This is a genomic window from Microbacterium sp. ABR10 (genome assembly GCF_057812175.1).
In genome coordinates this window covers 1,555,037-1,569,718 of sequence record NZ_CM173821.1, presented here as the reverse complement: position 1 = coordinate 1,569,718, position 14,682 = coordinate 1,555,037, and the positions used below count along the sequence as shown (strand labels likewise).

The window sequence follows — 14,682 nt, the reverse complement described above, 5'->3', positions numbered from 1 at the left end:
CGCGGCGACGGGACGAGCGCAGTGCCCGCCCATAATGGTCGGGTGCCTACCGACGCCTCCCGCATCAACCCGAGCATCCTCGCCGCCGACTTCGTGAACATGGAGGCCGAGCTCGCGCGCATCGCGGGTGCCGACTTCGTGCACGTCGACGTCATGGACAACCACTTCGTGCCCAACCTCACGTTCGGGCCGCAGATGGTGGCGCGCATCCAGGAGACGAGTCCGGTGCCCCTCGACGTGCACCTGATGATCGACGACCCCGACCGCTGGGCTCCGGCCTACGCCGAGCTCGGTGCGGCATCCGTGACCTTCCACCTCGAGGCGGCTGCATCCCCGATCGCCCTGGCGCGCCGGTTGCGTTCCATCGGCGCGCGCGCCGGCGTCGCCGTGAAACCCGGCACCCCCGTGGAGAACCTTCTCGATTCGCTCAACGAATTCGATCAGATCCTCGTCATGACCGTCGAACCCGGCTTCGGCGGCCAGTCCTTCATGCCCGAGACCATGCCCAAGCTCCGTGCCCTCGCCGACGAGGCGAAGCGGCGCGGCTCGAGCGTCTGGCTCCAGGTCGACGGCGGCATCGGCGAGTCCACGATCGCGCAGGCCGCCGAGGCGGGGGCCGACACCTTCGTCGCCGGGTCCGCGGTCTTCGGCGCCGACGACCCCGACGCGGCCATCCAATCGCTGCGCACCACGGCGTCCCGCCACCGCCATTGAGCAGGGCGCGGTCCGTCCTCGCTCGGCGTCCGCGGTTGCGTCGCGCCCCGCGAACTCACGGATAAACGCGATCCATGCGCATAAACGCGCTCTCCTCGCGTTTCTGCGCGCAGCAAGCGTTTACGCGTGACGGAGACACGGCATCCGGATGCCAGATCCTCGGCCGAACCGCCAGCCCCGCGCCACGCCGAGCCCACGCCGGCACCCGCCCGACCTCGTCGAGGCAGCCCCGCTGCGCCCACCCGACCCCACGCATAAACGCGATCCACGCGCATAAACGCGCTCTCCTCGCGTTTCCGCGCGCAGCAAGCGTTTATGCGCGAGCTGCCCCGCACGCGGCGCCGCACGCACGCGCACCCCACGCCCCCCCCGCCCGCAAACGCACCGGCACCCACACCCAGGCCCCACTCACACACCCACCCCGCGCCACCCACCCCCATCCGCGCCACGCCCCGCGGCACCGCCCACCCCGGCCGACCCGATACCCTGGAACCGTGAAGACCTTCGACGACCTGTTCGCGGAACTCAGCGCCAAGGCCGTCGAGCGACCCGAGGGGTCCGGCACCGTCGCGCAGCTCGACGCGGGCGTGCACGCCATCGGCAAGAAGATCGTCGAAGAGGCCGCCGAGGTGTGGATGGCCGCCGAGTACGAGTCCGACGCCGCGACGGCCGAAGAGATCTCGCAGCTGCTGTACCACCTGCAGACCCTCATGCTCGCGAAGGGCCTGACACTCGAAGACGTCTACCGACATCTCTGAGCCGTCACCCGTCCCGTTCGCTCACTTCAACACGAAAGCCCCCGTCATGCTGCGAATCGCCGTGCCGAACAAGGGGTCGCTCGCCGAGACCGCCGCCGAGATGCTCTCGGAGGCCGGGTACACCGGACGACGCGACTCGAAAGACCTGTACACCGTCGACCCCGTCAACGAGGTCGAGTTCTTCTATCTCCGCCCCCGTGACATCGCGACCTACGTCGGCTCCGGCGCGCTGGATGTCGGCATCACCGGCCGCGATCTGCTGTTGGATGCCCGCATGCCGGGCGCCCGCGAGGTCGAATCACTCGGCTTCGCCGGCTCCACGTTCCGCTTCGCCGGTCGTCCGGGACGCTTCACCGACGTGCACGACCTGCAGGGCCTGCGCGTCGCCACCGCCTATCCGGGCCTGGTCGACGCGTTCCTCGACGAACGCGGCATCGCCGTCGACATCGTGCCGCTCGACGGTGCAGTGGAGTCCGCCGTGCAGCTCGGAGTGGCGGATGCCGTGGCCGACGTCGTCTCCACGGGCACCACGCTCCGTCAGGCGGGGCTCGAGATCTTCGGGCCCGTCCTGCTCGAGAGCGACGCTGTCCTGATCGCCGGCCCGCAGGAGGCCGAGGGGACCGAGACACTGCTGCGGCGTCTGCGCGGTGTCCTCGCCGCCCGCAAGTACGTACTCATCGATTACGACCTGCCCGCCGCCCTCGTGGAGCAGGCCGTCGCCGTGGCTCCGGGCCTGGAGTCGCCGACGATCTCGCCGCTGCGCGACCCCGAGTGGGTGGCCGTGCGCGTCATGAGCCCGCGCCGCGACGTCAACCAGGTCATGGACGCGCTCTACGCGATCGGAGCGCGCGCGATCCTGGTGACCGAGATCCTCGCCGCGAGGCTCTGATGACCCTCGCGCGTCGCGTCATCCCCTGCCTCGACGTCGCGGCCGGTCGCGTCGTCAAGGGCGTCAACTTCCTCGACCTGCGCGACATGGGCGATCCTGTCGAGCTCGCGAAGCTCTACTTCGACCAGGGCGCCGACGAGGTCACCTTCCTCGACGTCACCGCCACGGTCGACGAGCGCGCGACGACCTACGACGTCGTGCGCCGCACGGCCGAGCAGGTCTTCATCCCGCTGACGGTCGGTGGGGGAGTGCGCTCCGCCGACGACGTGGCGCGCCTGCTGGCCGTGGGCGCCGACAAGATCGGCGTGAATTCCGCCGCGATCGCCCGCCCCGATCTCATCGACGAGATCGCCGACCGTTTCGGCGCGCAGGTGGTCGTTCTCTCGCTCGATGTGAAGCGCGCGGCATCCACTCCCTCCGGCTTCGTCGTGACCACCCATGGCGGACGCACCGAGACGACCCTCGACGCCCTCGAGTGGGCACGCGAGGCCGTCGAACGCGGGGCCGGCGAGCTGCTGGTCAACTCCATAGACGCCGACGGCACGAAGCAGGGCTTCGACCTCGAACTCGTCCGCCTCATGCGCCAGGTCGCCGCGGTCCCGGTCATCGCGTCGGGCGGCGCGGGAGAGCTCGGCCACTTCGCCCCGGCCGTGCAGGCGGGCGCCGACGCGGTGCTCGCGGCATCCGTCTTCCACTCCGGTCAGCTCACCGTCGGACAGGTCAAAGACGCCATGGCCGCCGAGGGAATCGAGGTGCGCCGATGAGCGTCGACCGCGTGAAATACGACGCGGACGGCCTGGTGGCCGCCGTCATCCAGCAGTTCGACTCGCGCGAGGTGCTCATGGTCGGGTGGATGGATGCCGAGGCACTGAAGCGCACGCTCACCTCCGGCCGCGTGACATTCTGGTCGCGTTCACGCCAGGAGTACTGGCGCAAGGGCGACACCTCGGGCCACATCCAGCTGGTGAAGGGTGCGCGTTTGGACTGCGACGGTGACACGCTGCTCATCGAGGTCGACCAGATCGGCGCGGCCTGCCACACGGGCGACCACACCTGCTTCGACGCCGACGACCTGCACCCGGTCGTGGGGGAGCGCTGATGCGGCGCGCCCGCTCGACGGCCGTCCTCGCCATGCTCGCCGCCGGAGCGCTGGGCGTGATCGCATCCACCCAGACGTGGATAGACGTCACCCTCGACGACGGCGCGCAGCAGACCCTCGCCGTCGCCGGCGCTGACGCCCTGCCGATCCTCACCCCGCTCAGCCTGGCCGCGCTCGCGTTGGGCGCCGCCCTGTCGATCGTCGGTCCCGTGCTGCGCTACGTATTCGGCGTCGTCGGCGCCCTGATCGCGGCGCTGGTGGGCGTGGGTACCGCGCAGCTGCTCGTCGGCCGCCCCGTCGCCGCCGCGGCCTCGACCGTCACCGAGGCCACCGGGATCTCGGGAACGGATGCCGTGGCCTCCCTCGTCACGGGGTTCTCGCTGACGCCCTGGCCGGCGCTCACCCTGCTCGCGCAGGCGGTGCTGTTCGCCGCTGCGGTCTTCACCCTCGTCACCGCCCGCCGCTGGGCATCGGGTGCGAGCCGCAAGTACCGCACGGCCACCGAGGCCGGCTCCGACACCGGTCGCCCGCACGACGCGATCGACTCGTGGGACGACCTCTCCCGCGGCGAGGACCCCACGGCCTGAGCCTCCCGCCGCGAGGCCCGAGTCGTCCGCGCGAGCCGTCGCACGGCGGAGCGTCACGACATCCATGGCGTGCGGCCGATGGCGATGCGGAGCGCTGTCGCACGCGGAGCTTCGCGGTACCCACCGAGCGCGGTCGAGGAACGTGTTCGCGTGGAGGAAACGCCGTGAGGGCGCGTTCCTCCACGCCGATCGCGTTTCTCGAAGCGGAGGGGCGGTGGGTGGATCAGACGGCTGCGACGGCGGACCTCGCGACATCGAGACGTCGAAGCCGGGACCCCCCTTGCGCTTCGATAGACTGCATCGACGCTTTTCCCCGCGCCCGCGCGCGACTGTTAGGAGCCCCATGAGCAACCCCATCGGTGACCCCGGCCACGGACACTCGCCCGCCGCCTGGACGGCCGTGATCATCATGCTCGTCGCGTTCACGCTCGGCACGCTGTTCTTCTGGCTCGACATCCCCGCGCTCGTGTGGGCGTCGGTGGGTCTGCTCGTCGTCGGTGCGATCGTCGGGCTGGCGATGAAGAAGGCCGGCTACGGCGCGGACGGCGCGAAGTCCAACCCGAAGGCGCACTGACCGTGCTGGCCGATCTCACGGCCGGAGCGGTTCAAGATGCCGAGCAGCGCGCCGCGTCGCGTTCGCTCGCCGACGTCGAACGCGACGCCCTCGCACAGTCGCCGGCACGCGACGCCCTGGCGATGCTCGCCCCCGCAGACCGGGTGAAGATCATCGCCGAGGTCAAGCGTGCGAGCCCCTCGCGCGGCGACCTCGCCGCCATCCCCGACCCGGCACGCCAGGCGCGCCTGTACGAAGAAGGCGGAGCGTCGGCCATCTCGGTGCTCACCGAGGGGCGCAAGTTCAAGGGCAGTCTGGCCGACCTCGAGGCCGTGCGCGCCGCCGTAGGCGTGCCGGTACTGCGCAAGGACTTCTTGGCGACGCCCTACCAGGTGCTCGAAGCGCGTGCATCCGGCGCCGACCTCGTGTTGCTGATCGTCGCCGCCCTCGACCAGAAGACGCTCTCGGAGCTGTTCGCGCTGACCAACGAGCTCGGTATGACCGCCCTCGTCGAGACGCATTCGGCGGAAGAACTCGAACGCGCCGCCGACATCGGCGCGAAGCTCATCGGCGTCAACGCCCGCAATCTCTCGACGTTCGAGCTCGACCGCGATCTGTTCGGCTCGCTCGCCGACGGCTTCCCCTCCGACGCGGTCAAGATCGCCGAATCCGCGGTGCTCGCGCCCGCCGACGTCGCCCACTACCGAGCCGCGGGCGCCGATGTGGTGCTGGTGGGCGAGGCCCTCGTGACCGGCGACCCCGTCGCCACCCTCCGTGCGTTCCTCCAGGAGACCTCATGACCACCCTCAGTGACCACGCACAGGGCGACCGGCCCGCGAGCCTTCGCGACCAGAAGGGGCCGTTCTTCGGCGACTTCGGCGGCCGCTACATGCCCGAGTCGCTGATCGCCGCGATCGACGAGCTCACCGAGGTCTACGAATCCGCGATGGCCGACCCGACCTTCCACGCCGAGCTGCGCGCCCTGCTCCACGACTACGCGGGCCGCCCCTCGGTGCTCACCGAGGTGCCGCGATTCGCCGAGCACGCGGGCGGCGCCCGGGTGTTCCTCAAGCGCGAAGACCTGAACCACACCGGCTCGCACAAGATCAACAACGTGCTCGGCCAGGCGCTGCTCACCAAGCGCTTGGGCAAGACGCGCGTGATCGCCGAGACCGGCGCGGGCCAGCACGGCGTGGCCACGGCCACCGCGGCGGCGCTCTTCGGCCTCGACTGCGTGGTCTACATGGGCGAGGTCGACACCGAGCGCCAGGCGCTCAACGTCGCGCGCATGCGTCTGCTGGGCGCCGAGGTCGTGCCCGTCACGACCGGCTCCCGCACCCTCAAGGACGCGATCAACGAGGCGTACCGCGACTGGGTCGCCTCGGTCGAGACGACCAACTACATCTTCGGCACGGCCGCGGGCCCCCACCCGTTCCCGGCCATGGTGCGCGATTTCCAGAAGATCATCGGCGAAGAGACGCGCGCGGAGTTCCTCGAACGCCTCGGCCGCCTCCCGGATGCCGTGTTCGCGTGCGTCGGCGGCGGCTCCAACGCCATCGGCATGTTCGATGCGTTCCTCGACGACGAAGGCGTCGCGCTCTACGGCGTCGAGGCCGCCGGCGACGGCGTCGACACCCCCAAGCACGCGGCATCCATCGGTCGCGGCCGCCCCGGTGTGCTGCACGGCGCCCGCACGTACGTGCTGCAGGACGAAGACGGTCAGACCACCGAATCCCACTCGATCTCGGCGGGCCTCGACTACCCGGGCGTCGGCCCCGAGCATGCGTGGCTCGCCGATCTGGGTCGCGCGAAGTACATCCCGGCCACCGACGACGAGGCGATGCAGGCCCTGCGCCTGCTGTCGCGCACCGAGGGCATCATCCCCGCGATCGAGTCGGCCCACGCCCTGGCCGGCGCCCTCCGCGTCGGACGGGAGATGGGTCCGGATGCCGTCATCGCCATCAACCTCTCGGGTCGCGGTGACAAAGACATGGACACCGCGGCGCGCTACTTCGACCTCTATGACGCCGAGCACGCGTCGGAGGAGGCGGACGGCCCCGCGCAGACGCGCGCGGCCGAGGCCGTGGCATCCGCACCCGGCTCACCGGTCGATGTGACAGCCGCGCCCGACGCCGCGAGCGGTGCGGGGGTCGAGCTGTGACCTCGCGCGTCTCCGCCGCCATCGACGCGGCCCGCGCAGAGGGGCGCGGGGCGTTCGTGGGATACCTGCCCGCCGGCTTCCCCGACGTGCAGACGAGCATCGACGCCGCCGTCGCCCTGGCCGAGGCCGGTGCCGACGTGATCGAGCTCGGCCCTCCCTACAGCGACCCGGTGATGGACGGCCTGGTGATCCAGGAGGCGACGCAGACGGCGCTCGCCAACGGCTTCCGCATGCGCGACCTGTTCACGATCATCCGCGAGGTCACGGCGCGCACCGATGTGCCGGTCCTGGTGATGACGTACTGGAACCTCGTCGAGCAATACGGCGTCGACCGGTACGCCGACGAGCTCGTCGCCGCAGGCGGCGCGGGTCTCATCACCCCCGACATCACGCCCGATGCCGGCGCCGCGTGGATCACCGCGAGCGAGCGCACCGGTCTCGACCGCGTGTTCCTCGCCGCTCCCACCTCGTCGGACGAGCGCCTGCAGATGATCGTCGAGGCCTCCACGGGCTTCGTCTACACCGTGTCGACCATGGGCATCACGGGGGAGCGCACGCAGCTGGATGCCGCAGCTCGCACGCTCGTCGGTCGGCTGCGCAGCTTCGGCGCAGAGCACGCGTGCGTGGGCATCGGCATCTCCAACGCCGAGCAGGTCGCGGGCGTCGTCGATTACGCCGACGGCGCGATCGTCGGCACCGCCCTGGTCAAAGCGCTGCGCGATGGCGGTGTCGAGGGGCTGTCAGACCTCGCACGGGAGCTGTCCGCGGGCACGACGCGGCGCGCCTTAGACTCGTTCGCATGACGTTCGCCCTCTCGAGCGCCGCCTCCGGCGTGCTCGCCAGCATCCCGAGCCCGACGATCTCCTACGTCGATCTCGGTCCGCTCCGCATCCACTTCTACGCGCTCTGCATCATCGCGGGCATCATCGTGGCGGTCTTCCTGACGAACGCGCGTTTGACGCGTCGGGGGGCCGAGAAGTGGGTCGTCATCGACATCTGCCTGCTGGCGGTGCCGCTCGCCATCGTCGTGGCACGCATCTACCACGTCGTCACGCACCTCGGCTTCTACTTCGGTCCCGGATCCAACCCCTGGAACATCACCCAGCCGGGCTCCGTGTGGGCGATCTGGGAGGGCGGCATCGCCATCTACGGTGCACTCATCGGTGGCGCCATCGGTGCGATCCTCGGATGCAAGTGGACCGGCATCCGGTTCTGGACCTTCGCCGACGCCGTCGCACCGGGCCTCATCATCGCGCAGGCCATGGGCCGCTTCGGCAACTGGTTCAACCAGGAGCTCTTCGGCCAGCCCACCGACCTGCCCTGGGGTCTCGAGATCGCGGCCGGTAACCCCGCGATCCCCGTCGGACTGCCATCCGGCACGCTTTTCCAGCCGACCTTCCTCTACGAAGTCATCTGGAACCTGCTCGGCGCCGCCGTCATCCTGTGGGCCGGCAAGCGCTTCGGACTGCAGTGGGGCAAGCAGTTCGCGATCTACCTCGTGTGGTATTCGGCGGGCCGTATCGTCTGGGAATCCATCCGTATCGACCCCAGCGACATCATCCTGGGCCTGCGCACCAACGTCTGGGCGGCCATCTTCGGTGTGCTCCTGGGCATCGTGATCTTCGTCGTGCAGTCCCGTCGTCACCTCGGTCTCGAGCCGTCGCCGTACGTACCCGGTCGCGAGGGCAAGGCTCCCGGGGCTGTAGACTCAGGCGACCCCTCTGACTTCGTCGACGTGAGCGAGCCGCCCGCGACGAGCGACACCGTCGGCACCAGCGCCACAAGCAGCCCCGCCACGAACTAACACTCTGGGCCGACGTCGTCCCATCCGAAGCATCAACGTGAGGACGGTTGAAATGGCTTCCAGCCTGCGTTCCGACACCGTCGGAGGCTCATTCCCGGCCCGACAGGGAATGTACGACCCGTCGTTCGAGAAAGACGCCTGTGGCCTCGCCATGGTCGCCACTCTCCGCGGCGAAGCGGGTCACGACATCATCGACCTGGCGCTGACGGCGCTGCGCAACCTCGAGCACCGCGGCGCCATCGGCTCCGACGCGGGCACCGGCGACGGTGCCGGCATCCTGACGCAGATGCCCGACGCGTTCCTGCGCGCCGTGGTCGACTTCGACCTGCCCCCGGTGGGGGAGTACGCCGCCGGCATGGTGTTCCTGCCGCTCGGCCACGACGAACGCGCCGCGATGAAGGCGGGCATCGAAGAGATCGCACGGCACGAGAACCTCGAGGTTCTCGGCTGGCGCGAGGTGCCCGTCGAGCATGAAAACCTCGGCAAGCTCGCCTACGAGGCGCGGCCCGCGTTCGAGCAGCTGTTCGTCGCACGCCCGGCCGTCGGCGACCAGCCGGCACTGTCGGGCATCGCGCTCGACCGCCGCGTGTACCGCCTGCGCAAGCGCGCGCGTCACGAGATCGACGCCTACTTCGTCTCGCTGTCGAGCCGCACGCTCGGCTACAAGGGCATGGTCACGACCCTCCAGCTCGAGCCGTTCTACCCCGACCTGTCGGATGAGCGTTTCACCTCCGAACTGGCCGTGGTGCACTCGCGCTACTCGACCAACACGTTCCCGTCGTGGCCCCTCGCCCAGCCGCTGCGCATGCTCGCGCACAACGGCGAGATCAACACCGTCAAGGGCAACCGCAACTGGATGCGCGCCCGCCAGTCGCAGCTGGAGTCCCAGCTGATCGGCGACGTGCGTCCGCTCCTGCCGATCTGCACCGAGGGCGCCAGCGACTCGGCATCCTTCGACGAGGTGCTCGAGCTCCTGACCCTCACCGGCCGGAGCCTCCCGCACGCGATCATGATGATGGTCCCCGAGGCGTACGAGAAGCAGGCGACGATCGACCCCGCCCTGCGCGCCTTCTACGACTATCACTCCATGCAGATGGAGCCGTGGGACGGCCCCGCCGCCCTGATCTTCACCGACGGCACGCTCGTCGGCGCCACCCTCGACCGCAACGGCCTGCGTCCCGGGCGCTGGACCGAGACCACCGACGGCCTCGTCGTGATCGGTTCCGAGACCGGTGTGCTCGACTTCGCGCCCGAGCGCATCAAGCGCCGCGGTCGTCTGCAGCCGGGCCGCATGTTCCTCGTCGACACGGCCCAGCGCCGCATCGTCGAAGACGAAGAGATCAAGGCCGACCTGGCCGCCCTGCAGCCGTGGGGCGAGTGGGTCGACAAGGGTCGAGTGAAGCTCAGCGAGCTGCCCGAGCGCGAGCACATCGTGCACCCCATCGCCTCGATCACCCGCCGCCAGCGCACCTTCGGCTACACCGAAGAAGAGGTGCGCATCCTGCTCACCCCCATGGGTCAGGGCGGTGCCGAGCCGCTCGGCGCCATGGGCAGCGACGCACCCGTCGCCGTGCTGAGCGACCGCCCCCGCCTGCTGTTCGACTACTTCTCGCAGCAGTTCGCGCAGGTGACCAACCCTCCGCTGGACTCCATCCGCGAAGAGGTCGTCACGTCGCTGTCGCTGGGCCTCGGTCCTGAGCGCAACCTCCTCGACTGGGGACCCGACCACACCCGCACGGTGACGCTCGACTTCCCCGTGATCGACAACGACGAGCTCGCCAAGATTCAGCACATAGACACCGCGCTCCCGGGCCGGTCGTCGGTGACGGTGCGTGGCCTGTACCGCGTCGAAGCCGGTCACAAGGGGCTGCAGAAGCGTCTCGTGCAGATGTGCTCCGAGGTCGACGCGGCCATTGAAGACGGCGCCGAGTTCATCGTGCTCAGCGACCGCGACTCCAACAAAGACCTGGCGCCGATCCCGTCGCTGCTCATGCTCGCGGCGGTGCACCACCACCTCATCCGCAGAGAGACCCGCATGAAGGTCGGCCTCGTGGTCGAGGCGGGCGACGTGCGCGAAGTGCACCACGTCGCCACCCTCATCGGGTACGGCGCCTCGGCGGTCAATCCGTACCTCGCGATGGAGACCGTCGAGTACCTCGTACGCGCCGGCTTCATCAACGACGTCACGCCCGAAAAGGCCGTCAAGAACCTGATCTACGCGCTCGGCAAGGGCGTGCTGAAGATCATGTCGAAGATGGGGATCTCGACCGTGTCGTCGTACGCCGGCGCCCAGGTGTTCGAGGCCGTCGGGCTGTCGCGCGACTTCGTCGAGGCCTACTTCACCGGCACCGAATCCAAGCTCGGTGGTGTCGGGCTCGACATCATCGCCGCCGAGAACGCCGCACGTCACGAGTACGCCTACCCCCAGGATGCCGCGGCCCGGGCGCACGAGCGCCTGTGGACCGGTGGCGAGTACCAGTGGCGCCGCGACGGCGCCCCGCACTTGTTCAACCCCGACACGGTCTTCCGTCTGCAGCACGCCACGCGCGAGCGCCGGTACGACATCTTCCGTGAGTACACGCAGCTCATCGACGACCAGGCGCACGAACTGAAGACACTGCGCGGCCTGTTCGGCCTGCGTACGGGCACCCGCCCCGCCGTGCCGATCGACGAGGTCGAGCCGGTCTCGGCCATCGTCAAGCGCTTCTCGACCGGTGCGATGAGCTACGGCTCGATCTCGAAAGAGGCGCACGAAGTGCTCGCGGTGGCGATGAACCAGATCGGTGGCAAGAGCAACACCGGTGAGGGCGGAGAAGACGTCGACCGTCTGCTCGACCCCACCCGTCGCAGCGCCATCAAGCAGGTGGCGTCCGGTCGGTTCGGTGTGACGAGCCTCTACCTCACCGAGGCCGACGACATCCAGATCAAACTCGCCCAGGGCGCCAAGCCCGGCGAGGGCGGTCAGCTGCCCCCGACCAAGGTGTACCCGTGGGTGGCGCGCACGCGTCACGCGACAGCGGGCGTCGGCCTGATCTCGCCGCCGCCGCACCACGACATCTACTCGATCGAAGACCTCAAGCAGCTCATCTTCGACCTCAAGCGCGCCAACCCCTCGGCCCGCATCCACACCAAGCTGGTGAGTCAGTCGGGTATCGGCGCGGTCGCCGCGGGTGTCGCCAAGGCGCTGAGCGACGTCATCCTGGTCTCCGGTCAAGACGGCGGCACGGGCGCGAGCCCGATGAACTCGCTCAAGCACGCGGGCACCCCGTGGGAGCTGGGCCTCGCCGAGACGCAGCAGACGCTCATGCTCAACGGCATGCGCGACCGCGTGGTGGTGCAGGTCGACGGTCAGATGAAGACCGGTCGCGACGTCATCATCGGCGCGCTGCTCGGTGCCGAGGAGTTCGGTTTCGCCACCGCCCCGCTGGTGGTCTCGGGCTGCATCATGATGCGCGTCTGTCACCTCGACACGTGCCCCGTGGGCGTCGCGACGCAGAACCCTGTGCTGCGTCAGCGCTTCACCGGCAAGGCCGAGTACATCGTCACCTTCATGGAGTTCATCGCGCAGGAGGTGCGCGAGTACCTCGCCGCCCTCGGCTACCGCTCGATCGACGAGATCGTCGGTCACGCGGAGCTGCTCGACGCCAACGAGGCGATCCAGCACTGGAAGGCGCGCGGGCTCAACCTCGCACCGATCCTCGAAGGACCCCGCTTCGCCGACGACGAGCCGCGACGCCACGGCCGCAACCAGAACCACGAGCTCGAAGACCACTTCGACGTGCAGCTCATCGAGCGCGCCCAGGATGTCATCGCGCACGGCGGCCAGCTCACGGTCGACCTGCCCATCCGCAACACCGCCCGTGCGGTCGGAACCATGCTCGGTCACCACGTCACCAAGGCACGGGGCGAGCACGGCCTGCCCGAGAACTCGATCGACGTGCGCCTGACCGGCTCCGCCGGACAGTCTTTCGGTGCGTTCATGCCCGCGGGCATCACGCTGCGCCTCGAGGGCGACTCGAACGACTACGTCGGCAAGGGCCTCTCGGGCGGCACGATCGTGGTGCGCCCGCCGCGCGGGTCGTCGTTCGCGGCATCCGAGAACGTCATCGCCGGCAACGTCATCGGCTACGGGGCCACGCAGGGGCAGATGTTCCTGAACGGCGTCGTGGGGGAGCGCTTCCTCGTGCGCAACTCCGGCGCCACGGCGGTCGTCGAGGGCGTGGGCGACCACGCTCTCGAGTACATGACCGGTGGTCTCGCCGTCATCCTCGGCGCGACGGGTCGCAACCTCGGTGCCGGTATGTCGGGTGGCCAGGCCTACGTCTACCAGCTCGATCGCGATCTCGTGAACCGCGATGCCATGGGATCCGGCGAGCTCGAACTCGGCCCCCTCGGATCCGGGGATGCCGAGATCCTCCGCGACCTGCTCGCAAAGCACGTCGCGGAGACCGATTCCACCCTCGGCCGTCGTCTGCTCGACGACTTCGAGACCGAGGTGGACAACTTCGTCCGGGTGCTGCCACGCGACTACGCCGCGGTACTGCAGACCCGCCAGGAGGCGATGTCGGAGGGGCTCGACCCCGACGGCGACGTCGTCTGGAAGCGCATTCTGGAGGTGACGGGTGGCTGACCCGAAGGGCTTTCTCAAGACCACGGAGCGCGAGCTCCCGAAGCGTCGACCGGTGCCCGTGCGCATCATGGACTGGAAAGAGGTGTACGAGCCGGGCGATTCGGCCGTCATCCGCCGCCAGGCCGGTCGTTGCATGGATTGCGGCATCCCGTTCTGCCACAAGGGGTGCCCGCTGGGCAACCTCATCCCGGAGTGGAACGACCTGACCTGGCGTGGTGAGGGGCGGGCCGCGATCGAGCGTCTGCACGCGACGAACAATTTCCCGGAGTTCACTGGTCGCCTGTGCCCCGCGCCCTGCGAGAGCTCGTGCGTGCTCGGCATCAACCAGCCGGCCGTGACGATCAAGCAGGTCGAGGTCTCGATCATCGACGAGGCCTTCGCCAACGGGTGGGTCGAGCCCGAGCCGCCGGAGCGCCTGACCGGCAAGACCGTCGCCGTCGTGGGCTCCGGTCCCGCCGGACTCGCGGCCGCCCAGCAGCTCACGCGCGCCGGCCACACGGTGGCGGTGTTCGAGCGCGACGACCGCATCGGCGGCCTCATGCGCTACGGCATCCCCGACTTCAAAATGGAGAAGCGCCACCTCGAGCTGCGCCTGCGCCAGATGCAGGCGGAGGGCACGCGCTTCCGCGCGGGCGTCGAGATCGGCAAAGACATCTCGTGGAGCGACCTGCGGGCGCGCTACGACGCCGTCGTGGTGGCCACCGGCGCCACCGTTCCGCGCGACCTCGCCATCCCGGGTCGCGACCTCGACGGCGTCCACTACGCCATGGAGTACCTCATCGAGGGCAACAAGGCGGTCGCGGGCGATCAGGTCCCCCAGCAGATCAGTGCCTCGGGCAAGCACGTCGTCGTCATCGGCGGTGGCGACACCGGAGCCGACTGCATCGGCACGGCGCACCGCCAAGGTGCGCTGAGTGTGACGAACCTCGCGATCGGCAAGCAGCCGCCGTCGGAGCGTCCCTCCGAACAGCCCTGGCCGATGATGCCGAACCTGTTCGAGATGGCCTCGGCCCACGAAGAGGGCGGGGAGCGTTCGTTCCTCGCCTCCACCGTGGAGTTCCTCGGCAATGCCGCGGGCGAGGTGCGCGCCCTGCGCGTCGCCGAGACCGAGTACCTCGACGGTCGCCGCGTGCCCAAGAGCGGCACCGAGCGCGAGATCCCGGCCGACCTGGTGCTCATCGCGATGGGCTTCACCGGTCCCGAGCGCGAGCACCTCGAAGACCAGCTCGGCACGCAGTTCACCGGGCGCGGCAACATCGAGCGCGACGCCACGTACGCCACGACCACGCCGGGCGTGTTCGTCGCCGGTGACGCCGGCCGCGGACAGTCCCTCATCGTGTGGGCCATCGCCGAGGGCCGCGCGGCCGCCGCCGAGGTCGACACGTTCCTCATGGGCGAGACGGTGCTGCCCGCACCGGTGCGCCCCACCGATGTCGCCATCGGCCTCCTGCCCGCCTAAGCTGGCAAGGGCCGATCGGCCACTTCCC

Annotated in this window: 13 protein-coding genes; all 13 read left to right on the top strand. The window is 69.7% G+C overall.

The window, feature by feature from the left end:
- Positions 1-42: 42 nt before the first annotated feature.
- The 13 genes from rpe to ACXKZF_RS07145 all read left to right on the top strand — a co-directional run bounded on the left by rpe (position 43) and on the right by ACXKZF_RS07145 (position 14,654).
- The gene (gene rpe / locus ACXKZF_RS07205) at positions 43-714 is read left to right on the top strand and encodes a ribulose-phosphate 3-epimerase (protein WP_308220483.1); all 672 of its coding nucleotides are present in this window, start codon (positions 43-45) and stop codon (positions 712-714) included.
- A 494-nt stretch (positions 715-1,208) separates the two neighbouring features.
- Positions 1,209-1,472, top strand: coding sequence for a phosphoribosyl-ATP diphosphatase (locus tag ACXKZF_RS07200; RefSeq protein ID WP_055954861.1), 264 nt, complete (start codon positions 1,209-1,211; stop codon positions 1,470-1,472).
- A 46-nt stretch (positions 1,473-1,518) separates the two neighbouring features.
- Positions 1,519-2,361 carry an ATP phosphoribosyltransferase gene (gene hisG, locus ACXKZF_RS07195; protein ID WP_243223173.1) on the top strand — a complete coding sequence of 281 codons (843 nt, stop codon included), beginning with the start codon at positions 1,519-1,521 and terminating at the stop codon, positions 2,359-2,361.
- Positions 2,361-3,125, top strand: a complete 765-nt coding sequence (hisF, locus tag ACXKZF_RS07190; RefSeq protein ID WP_488985828.1) for an imidazole glycerol phosphate synthase subunit HisF — start codon at positions 2,361-2,363, stop codon at positions 3,123-3,125. The genes hisG and hisF overlap by 1 nt, the downstream gene beginning before the upstream one ends.
- Positions 3,122-3,460 (top strand): phosphoribosyl-AMP cyclohydrolase, encoded by a 339-nt coding sequence (gene hisI, locus ACXKZF_RS07185; protein WP_055954870.1) that lies wholly within the window; start codon positions 3,122-3,124, stop codon positions 3,458-3,460. Before hisF ends, hisI begins: the two co-directional genes overlap by 4 nt.
- On the top strand, positions 3,460-4,047 hold the full coding sequence (locus ACXKZF_RS07180) for a Trp biosynthesis-associated membrane protein (RefSeq protein WP_488985827.1): 588 nt from the start codon (positions 3,460-3,462) through the stop codon (positions 4,045-4,047). Before hisI ends, ACXKZF_RS07180 begins: the two co-directional genes overlap by 1 nt.
- Positions 4,048-4,390: 343 nt before the next feature.
- Positions 4,391-4,621: a DUF6704 family protein gene (locus tag ACXKZF_RS07175; protein WP_055954875.1), complete on the top strand. Its 231-nt coding sequence runs from the start codon at positions 4,391-4,393 to the stop codon at positions 4,619-4,621.
- 2 nt (positions 4,622-4,623) lie between these two features.
- Positions 4,624-5,400 (top strand): indole-3-glycerol phosphate synthase TrpC, encoded by a 777-nt coding sequence (trpC, locus tag ACXKZF_RS07170; protein WP_488985826.1) that lies wholly within the window; start codon positions 4,624-4,626, stop codon positions 5,398-5,400.
- Positions 5,397-6,761, top strand: coding sequence for a tryptophan synthase subunit beta (trpB, locus tag ACXKZF_RS07165; protein WP_488985825.1), 1,365 nt, complete (start codon positions 5,397-5,399; stop codon positions 6,759-6,761). Before trpC ends, trpB begins: the two co-directional genes overlap by 4 nt.
- Entirely contained in the window at positions 6,758-7,564 is an 807-nt protein-coding gene (gene trpA, locus ACXKZF_RS07160) for a tryptophan synthase subunit alpha (protein ID WP_488985824.1), read from the top strand. Before trpB ends, trpA begins: the two co-directional genes overlap by 4 nt.
- Positions 7,561-8,565, top strand: coding sequence for a prolipoprotein diacylglyceryl transferase (gene lgt, locus ACXKZF_RS07155; protein ID WP_488985823.1), 1,005 nt, complete (start codon positions 7,561-7,563; stop codon positions 8,563-8,565). Before trpA ends, lgt begins: the two co-directional genes overlap by 4 nt.
- A gap of 52 nt (positions 8,566-8,617) precedes the next feature.
- Positions 8,618-13,195, top strand: coding sequence for a glutamate synthase large subunit (gltB, locus tag ACXKZF_RS07150; protein WP_488985822.1), 4,578 nt, complete (start codon positions 8,618-8,620; stop codon positions 13,193-13,195).
- Positions 13,188-14,654: a glutamate synthase subunit beta gene (locus ACXKZF_RS07145; RefSeq protein ID WP_055954895.1), complete on the top strand. Its 1,467-nt coding sequence runs from the start codon at positions 13,188-13,190 to the stop codon at positions 14,652-14,654. The genes gltB and ACXKZF_RS07145 overlap by 8 nt, the downstream gene beginning before the upstream one ends.
- Positions 14,655-14,682: the final 28 nt, after the last annotated feature.

Coding starts and splice junctions, on each gene's coding strand:
- hisG (WP_243223173.1), top strand. CDS start 1,519: ATGCTGCGAATCGCCGTGCCGAACAAGGGGTCGCTCGCCGAGACCGCC.
- hisF (WP_488985828.1), top strand. CDS start 2,361: ATGACCCTCGCGCGTCGCGTCATCCCCTGCCTCGACGTCGCGGCCGGT.
- hisI (WP_055954870.1), top strand. CDS start 3,122: ATGAGCGTCGACCGCGTGAAATACGACGCGGACGGCCTGGTGGCCGCC.
- ACXKZF_RS07180 (WP_488985827.1), top strand. CDS start 3,460: ATGCGGCGCGCCCGCTCGACGGCCGTCCTCGCCATGCTCGCCGCCGGA.
- ACXKZF_RS07175 (WP_055954875.1), top strand. CDS start 4,391: ATGAGCAACCCCATCGGTGACCCCGGCCACGGACACTCGCCCGCCGCC.
- trpB (WP_488985825.1), top strand. CDS start 5,397: ATGACCACCCTCAGTGACCACGCACAGGGCGACCGGCCCGCGAGCCTT.
- lgt (WP_488985823.1), top strand. CDS start 7,561: ATGACGTTCGCCCTCTCGAGCGCCGCCTCCGGCGTGCTCGCCAGCATC.
- gltB (WP_488985822.1), top strand. CDS start 8,618: ATGGCTTCCAGCCTGCGTTCCGACACCGTCGGAGGCTCATTCCCGGCC.